The 5,965-nt window shown below is 66.3% G+C and carries 7 protein-coding genes; 4 read left to right on the forward strand and 3 right to left on the reverse strand.

Features of this window, described 5'->3' with window-relative positions; all coding sequences use genetic code 11:
* Window positions 1-298: NAD(P)-dependent oxidoreductase (locus BGN91_RS10020; RefSeq protein ID WP_292612729.1), on the forward strand; the 298-nt coding region annotated here is incomplete at its 5' end.
* Between the two features lie 61 nt (window positions 299-359).
* Here BGN91_RS10020 and moeB read toward each other — a convergent pair.
* Window positions 360-1,160, reverse strand: coding sequence for a molybdopterin-synthase adenylyltransferase MoeB (gene moeB, locus BGN91_RS10025; protein WP_292612732.1), 801 nt, complete (start codon window positions 1,158-1,160; stop codon window positions 360-362).
* Between the two features lie 182 nt (window positions 1,161-1,342).
* Between moeB and BGN91_RS10030 the strand changes: the two genes are divergently transcribed.
* Window positions 1,343-2,680, forward strand: coding sequence for a serine protease (locus tag BGN91_RS10030; RefSeq protein WP_292612734.1), 1,338 nt, complete (start codon window positions 1,343-1,345; stop codon window positions 2,678-2,680).
* A 42-nt stretch (window positions 2,681-2,722) separates the two neighbouring features.
* On the opposite strand, the gene mutM is transcribed toward BGN91_RS10030, so the two are convergent.
* Together mutM and BGN91_RS10040 are read right to left on the reverse strand one after the other, a co-directional pair.
* The gene (mutM, locus tag BGN91_RS10035) at window positions 2,723-3,604 is read right to left on the reverse strand and encodes a bifunctional DNA-formamidopyrimidine glycosylase/DNA-(apurinic or apyrimidinic site) lyase (protein WP_292612735.1); all 882 of its coding nucleotides are present in this window, start codon (window positions 3,602-3,604) and stop codon (window positions 2,723-2,725) included.
* A gap of 32 nt (window positions 3,605-3,636) precedes the next feature.
* Window positions 3,637-4,017: a glyoxalase superfamily protein gene (locus tag BGN91_RS10040; protein ID WP_292612737.1), complete on the reverse strand. Its 381-nt coding sequence runs from the start codon at window positions 4,015-4,017 to the stop codon at window positions 3,637-3,639.
* A 120-nt stretch (window positions 4,018-4,137) separates the two neighbouring features.
* Here BGN91_RS10040 and ubiE point away from each other — a divergent pair, with 120 nt between their 5' ends.
* Entirely contained in the window at window positions 4,138-4,899 is a 762-nt protein-coding gene (gene ubiE, locus BGN91_RS10045) for a bifunctional demethylmenaquinone methyltransferase/2-methoxy-6-polyprenyl-1,4-benzoquinol methylase UbiE (RefSeq protein WP_292612740.1), read from the forward strand.
* The coding region (locus BGN91_RS10050) for an AarF/UbiB family protein (protein ID WP_292612742.1) at window positions 4,896-5,965 on the forward strand (1,070 nt) is incomplete at its 3' end. The genes ubiE and BGN91_RS10050, both read left to right, overlap by 4 nt.

Here is a 5,965-nt window from a genome sequence, read left to right on the forward strand (position 1 = left end):
CAAGGACGCCTACATCGTCAACACCGCGCGCGGCACGGTCATCGACGAGGATATGCTGACCAAGCTGATCGAGGCCGGCGAGATCGCCGGCGCCGCGCTCGACGTGTTCGAGCACGAACCCGCCGTCAACCCGAGGCTGGTCCGCCTCGCCAAGGCCGGCAAGGTCGTGCTGCTGCCGCATATGGGCTCGGCCACCATCGAGGGCCGCGTCGAGATGGGCGAGAAGGTCATCATCAACATCCGCACCTTCCTCGACGCCCACAAGCCGCCGGACCGCGTCTTGCCGAGCATGCTGTGAGGCATTGAGGCGGACAGCGCGCACCATTTCACCCGCTTCCCTTGCGGGAGAGAGATCGGCGTCAGCGATAAGCGCTCAAATCGGTGATGGTCGGGTGATCGCCGTTGAGCGGATTCGACGGGTCGCGCCTGTAGTGCAGCGTCTCGAACCGCATCGCGCGCGCGTCCACCATCAGCAAACGTCCGACCAGGCCCTCGCCAAATCCGACGATCTCGCGGATGACCTCCAGCGCCGTCATCGAACCGAGCACGCCGGCCAAGGCGCCGATGATTCCGGCCTGCTGGCAGCTCGGTACCGTGCCCTCCGGCGGCGGCTCGGGAAACAGGCAGCGATAGGTCGGGTTGAGCTCGCCATCGGCATTTTTTTCGTGGGCGCGGATCGTCGTCAGCGAGCCGTCGAACACCCCGAGCGCGGCGGTCACCAGCGGCTTCTTCGCCAGGAAACAGGCATCCGCGACCAGATAGCGCGTGGCGAAATTGTCGGAGCCGTCGGCGACAAGGTCATAGTCCGCCAGCAGCGGCAGCGCATTCGCCGCATCCAGCCGCATGTGATGGGCGCGGAACGCGACGTGCGGGTTGAGCGCGCGGATCTTGTCCGCGGCGCTTTCGACCTTGGGACTGCCGATGTCCGGCGTCGCGTGAATGATCTGGCGCTGCAGATTCGACAGCGTCACCACGTCGTCGTCGATCACGCCGAGCGTGCCGACGCCGGCGGCGGCCAGATACATCAGCGCCGGCGCGCCGAGGCCGCCGGCTCCGATCATCAGCACGCGCGCGTTGCGCAATGCGTTCTGGCCGGGACCGCCGACCTCGCGCATCACGATATGGCGGGCATAGCGTTCAAGTTCGTCGGCGCTCAGCATCGTCCCTGTCGTTCTCGCATCTCGATCCAGCGCCGCGACCTGGCCCGAATCCGAGGCCGCTGTTACCGGCCGCGCAGATGTGTTTCAATATAGCGTTTTCGAGCGAAGTGGAATCCGGTTCGCGTGAAGAAAACGTTTCAGACCAAGACTCTAGCGCCGTTTCAACGGAGACGAAAGCTGTCATGCGAGCGCCAATCGCCGCGGCATTGATGATCGTGACCACCGCGATGTCCGCCGAGGCGCAGCCCGCCAGCACTATTGGACGCGCCGCAACAAGGCCGCAGCCGTCGGCCCGCCCCGCGGTGCAAACCCCGGCCGACACCGCCAGCGCGATGGCGCAGTCGGAGCGGCAGGCGCTGCAGTCCGACCTGGCATGGACCGGTCATTACAACGGCCTCATCAATGGCGAGGTCAGCGACCGTCTGATCGCTGCGATCAAGACGTTTCAGAGAGATCAAGGCGGCAAGCAGACCGGCGTGCTCAACCCGCAGGAGCGCGGCGCGCTCGCTGCCGCCGCGCGGAAGACGCGGAGCAATGCCGGCTGGAAGATCGTCACCGATGCCGCAAGCGGCGCCCGGCTCGGCCTGCCGGCGCGGCTGGTGCCGCAGCAGTCGAGCGACGGCGACGCCACGACATGGAGCTCGGCGACCGGCACGATCCGGATCGTGCTCACGCGCCGCAAGGGAGCCGGCCTCACCACCGCGAAACTCGCCGATCTCGAGCGAAAGGAGCCGGCCGGGCGCAAGCTCGATTACAGCACGGTCAAGCCGGATTTCTTCGTGCTGTCGGGCATGCAGGGCCTGAAGAAATTCTATGTGCGAGGCCAGCTTCGGGGCAACGAGGCGCGCATCCTGACCATCCTCTACGATCAGGCGACCGAAGGGACGATGGAGCCCGTGACGGTCGCGATGTCGAGCGCGTTCGATCCGTTTCCCGCGGGCGGCACGCCGCCGCGCAAGACCGTGGAGTACGGGACGGGCGTGGTCGTGAGCAGCGACGGCGCGATCGTCACCGATGGCGACCTCGCCGACGGATGCCGGTCGATTGTCGTCGCCGGCCACGGCAACGCCGACAAAACCGCCAGCGACAAGGATCACGGCCTCGCGTTGCTGCGCATTTACGGCGTGCATGGATTGAAGCCGATCGCGCTCGATGGCAACCCGGCCAAGGGCAGCCTCGAACTTGTCGGCATCGCCGACCCGCAAAACCAGGGGGGCGGCTCCGCCGCGAGCCGCGTCAAGGCATCGGCTGCGCAAGGCGGCGGCAGCGAACCGGCGCTGTCACCGGCGCCCGCAACCGGCTTTTCCGGCGCGGCAGCGCTCGACGCAAATGGACGATTTGCAGGCCTCGTGCTGTTGAAGCCGGCTATTGTTGCGGGGTCCTCGGCGCCCGCCGCACAGGCGGTGCTCGCTCCGGCCGAGACCGTGCAGACTTTTCTCAAGACCAACAACGTGACCGCGCTCGACGGGTCATCCGACGCCAAAGCCGCGGTCGTCCGCATCATCTGCGTACGCAAGTAGGTCGTCGCGGCCACTCGGTCGGTATCGGCTGTCTTGACCAAATCACTTCTGACAACTCGGGCACCAGAACGTCGAACGGCCGTTCTGGGTGAATCGCTTCACCGTGCCCTTGCATCCCGCGGTCCGGCACCTGTCGCCCTCGCGGTCGTAGACCTGAAACGAATGCTGAAAGTAGCCGAGTTCGCCCGTGGTCTGGCGATGGTCGCGCAACGAGGAGCCGCCGGCCTTGATCGCCTGGTTGAGCACATCGTGAATGGCTTCGACCAGCCGTCCGGCGCGCTCAGTCGGTCCGCCCGTTTTCAGGGCCAGCGTCGCGGCGAGACGGCGCGGCGACAGATGCGCGCGAAACAGCGCCTCGCAGACATAGATATTGCCGAGCCCCGCGACCACGCGCTGGTCGAGCAGCGCAGCCTTCAGGCTGGTTTTCTTGTCGCGGCACGAACGCGCCAGCATCGCCGCATCGAATGCGTTGCCGAGCGGCTCGGGGCCGAGCCCTTTCAGCAGCGGCTCGTCGTCGAGCGCCTCGCGGGCGACGACCTTCATATAGCCGAAGCGGCGCGGATCGTTGAACACGATCTCGACGCCGGACGACATCGTAAAACTCACATGATCGTGGGCGCGTCTCTCGTCGCGCGGAAAATGAAAACCACCCGGAGCCGTGGCGCCGGCCGCATCGATCACGCGGAACGAGCCGGACATGCCCAGATGCATCAGCAGCACGTCGCCGGATGCGAGGTCCGCCAGCAGGTACTTCGCGCGGCGACCGAGCCCGGTCACGGCCTGTCCTTCCAGACGGGCAGCAAAATCGGCCTGGAACGGAAACCGCAGATCCTTGCGTCGGGTCTCGGCGCGCAGGATGGTCGCGCCTTCCATCGCCGGCTGCAAACCGCGGCGTACGGTTTCGACTTCGGGGAGTTCGGGCACGGCTTTGCTCGGTTCGTGTGATTGTCGGCGTCCTAATCCGTCTCCGCCTCGCGCTCGCTGAACACCAGCCAGTTGTAGAACGGGTCGGTCACCGTCATGGTGGTGGCGCCCCAGGGCTGACGGACCAGTCCCGGCCTTGCATAGCCGTAGCGCTTGGCAAGCAGGCTCGCCTGGTAATCCGCAAGCCCCATCGTCTCGATGATGACCCGTGCGCCGGGCGCGCAGTCGCCGTGGTGCTCGCTGAGATGCAACGCCACCGGACCCAGCGTAAGGCCCATGTAGAGCGGCAGATCCGGCTCGAACCGATGCTCGAAATCGACCTTGAAACCGAGAAAATCGAGGTAGAACTCCCGCGCCTTGCGGACATCGAACATCCGCAGGATCGGGGTTGCGCTGGCGAACTGCGTGGGCATGGCGCTGTCTCTCGATGTCGCCGGTTAACCACTCTCCAACGGCGATCAACCATCAGATGGACCTCGCTTGTAGCGCAGCGCAGCATGGCAGGCTATGGTCCGGGCATGGAGAGGACGGGCATGGATCGAGAGGACGAGACGACGCATTTCGGCTTCAGGGACGTTCCCGTGGAGGACAAGCAGACGCTGGTGAACGACGTGTTCCACAGCGTGGCGCGGCGTTACGACCTGATGAACGACCTGATGTCCGGCGGGCTGCACCGCGTCTGGAAAGACGTGATGATCACGGCGCTGAACCCGCCGCGCGGCGATGTCCCGTTCGCGCTGCTCGACGTCGCCGGCGGCACCGGCGATATCGCCTTCCGTGCAGCCAAAGCCGCAGGAAGCGGATTCCGGGCCACGGTCTGCGACATCAATGCGGACATGCTCGCGGTCGGCCACGCACGCGCGGTCACGGAGCATCTCGATCATCAGGTGTCGTTCGTCGAAGGCAACGCCGAGGCGCTGGCGTTCGCGGACCGCAGTTTCGACGCCTATACCATCGCGTTCGGCATCCGCAACGTGCCGCGCATCGATGCCGCGCTGCGCGAGGCGTTTCGGGTGCTGAAGCCGGGCAGCCGGTTTCTCTGCCTCGAATTCTCGACGGTCGATGTGCCCGGCCTCGACAAGATCTACGACCTGTTTTCCTTCAAGGTGATCCCGCCGCTCGGCCGCGCCGTCACCGGCGATGCCGGCTCCTATCAGTACCTCGTGGAATCGATCCGCAAGTTTCCCAAGCCGAACGTCTTCGCGGACATGATCCGCGACGCCGGCTTCGCGCGGGTCAACTGGCAGATCCTCTCCGGCGGCATCGTCGCGCTGCATTCGGGCTGGCGTTTGTGATCTCCGCATTGACCCATGCGGCGCGGCTGGCGCGCGCCACGTTCGTGTTCGCGCGCGAGGGCGTGTTCGGCGTGGTCGATCCCTCGCTGGTGCCGCCGCCCGGGCAACTGGCGCTGCGCATGGCCCGCCTGATCGAACGCCGCGGCGCGAAATCCGGACCTCGACTGTCGCGGGCCCTGACCCGGCTCGGGCCGGCCTATCTCAAGCTCGGCCAGTTTCTCGCCACGCGGCCCGACGTCGTCGGCGTCGTGATGGCGCGCGATCTGGAAAGCCTGCAGGATCGCCTGCCGCCGTTCGCGCAAGCGGAGGCCGAGGCCGTGGTTGCGGCCGCGCTGGAAAGGCCCGTCACCGACGCCTTCGCAAGTTTCGGACCCGCGGTGGCGGCCGCCTCGATCGCGCAGGTTCATCGCGGCGAGGTCGTGAAGGACGGCCTCCGCGAGCAGGTCGCGGTCAAGGTGTTACGGCCCAACGTCGCCGCGCGTTTCCGCCGCGACCTTTCCGATTTCTTTTTTGTCGCCAACAAGGCCGAAGCGCATTCCGCCGAAGCGCGGCGGCTGCGCCTGGTCGAAGTCATCAACACCATGTCGCGGTCGGTGGCGATGGAAATGGACCTGCGGCTGGAAGCGGCCGCGCTGTCGGAGATGGCGGAGAACACCCGCGACGATCCCGACTTCCGCGTCCCCGCGGTCGACTGGGACCGCACCACCCACAACGTGCTGACGATGGAGTGGATCGACGGCATCGCGCTGAACGATCATGCGCGGCTTGCACAATCCCACGTCGACCTGCCCGAGCTCGGCCGCAAGGTGATCCAGAGCTTCCTGCGCCACGCGCTGCGCGACGGCTTTTTCCATGCCGACATGCATCCCGGCAATCTGTTCCTCGACAAGTCGGGCCGGCTAGTCGCCGTCGACTTCGGCATCATGGGACGGCTCGGGCTGAAGGAGCGGCGCTTCCTCGCCGAGATCCTGCTCGGCTTCATCACGCGCGACTACCGCCGCGTCGCCGAGGTGCACTTCGAGGCCGGCTACGTGCCTAGCCATCACTCGGTGGAGAATTTCGCGCA

The organism is Nitrobacter sp. 62-13, from assembly GCF_001896955.1.
Lineage (GTDB): Bacteria > Pseudomonadota > Alphaproteobacteria > Rhizobiales > Xanthobacteraceae > Nitrobacter.

Coding starts and splice junctions, on each gene's coding strand:
- moeB (WP_292612732.1), bottom strand. CDS start 1,160: ATGCTGAGCGCCGACGAACTTGAACGCTATGCCCGCCATATCGTGATG.
- BGN91_RS10030 (WP_292612734.1), top strand. CDS start 1,343: ATGCGAGCGCCAATCGCCGCGGCATTGATGATCGTGACCACCGCGATG.
- BGN91_RS10040 (WP_292612737.1), bottom strand. CDS start 4,017: ATGCCCACGCAGTTCGCCAGCGCAACCCCGATCCTGCGGATGTTCGAT.
- ubiE (WP_292612740.1), top strand. CDS start 4,138: ATGGATCGAGAGGACGAGACGACGCATTTCGGCTTCAGGGACGTTCCC.